Source organism: Pseudoalteromonas sp. SR45-1 (assembly GCF_014163655.1).
Taxonomy (GTDB): Bacteria; Pseudomonadota; Gammaproteobacteria; order Enterobacterales; family Alteromonadaceae; genus Pseudoalteromonas; species Pseudoalteromonas distincta.
Genome location: NZ_JACJDR010000039.1, coordinates 1 through 810, shown reverse-complemented (window position 1 = coordinate 810; position 810 = coordinate 1). Strand labels below are relative to the sequence as shown.

The following is an 810-nucleotide window of genomic DNA, read 5'->3' as shown; positions in this document are numbered from 1 at the left end:
GATGCAGCGGGCAACACAGGTACAGGTACAGACAGTGGCGAAGTGGATGTAACTCCACCGGCACTTGCCTTTACACCAACGTTTGAACTTGGTTTATTGGTTACCTTAAGTGGTACCTCTGACTTGCCAGCAGGCAGTGAAATTACCATTACCGAGCAACTGGTTGGCGGTGGCATTGGTGCCACCTACACCACCACAACTGATGCCGATGGTAATTGGTCATTAGTCGGATTAGATGTATCGTTACTTGATGTTGGCTCAGTGATCGCCACAGCGACCGATGCAGCAGGTAATACCCGTACAATTAGCTCAGATGACTTTGATAATACACCGCCGACACTCACTGTTGATGTTGCAGCACAAAGCGACAGCAACACGCCAATCATAAGCGGCACAAGTGATGCGGGCGAAGGTGCACAAGTGACTATTGTAGTGACCGACAGCAACGGCAACCCACAAACCATCACCGCCCTTGTTGATGCGGATGGTAATTGGAGTGCTACACCAACCACACCATTAAGTGAAGGTCAAAGCACCATCGAAGTAAGTGTACGCGACAGTGTTGGCAACGAAACTACAGTGAGTGATACCAGTATCATCGACACGCAAGCGCCCACTTTAACCATTCAAAACGTAGGCGATGTTAGCGACTTAACACCAGAGCTGCAGGGCACCAGTAATGAAATTGGTGGCACTGTTACACTCACCATCACCGACAGCGCAGGCGCTGTGCAAACCATTGAGACCCTAGTTGGCAGCGATGGCCACTGGAACATTGAGATTCCAGGTGCCCTTGCACAAGGTGACTTT

General features: G+C 50.2%; 1 protein-coding gene. It reads left to right on the top strand.

Annotated features, from left to right (window positions below; translation table 11 throughout):
- A partial coding sequence (locus H5089_RS20020; RefSeq protein WP_259396095.1) for an Ig-like domain-containing protein occupies positions 1 to 810 on the top strand: 810 nt, incomplete at both ends.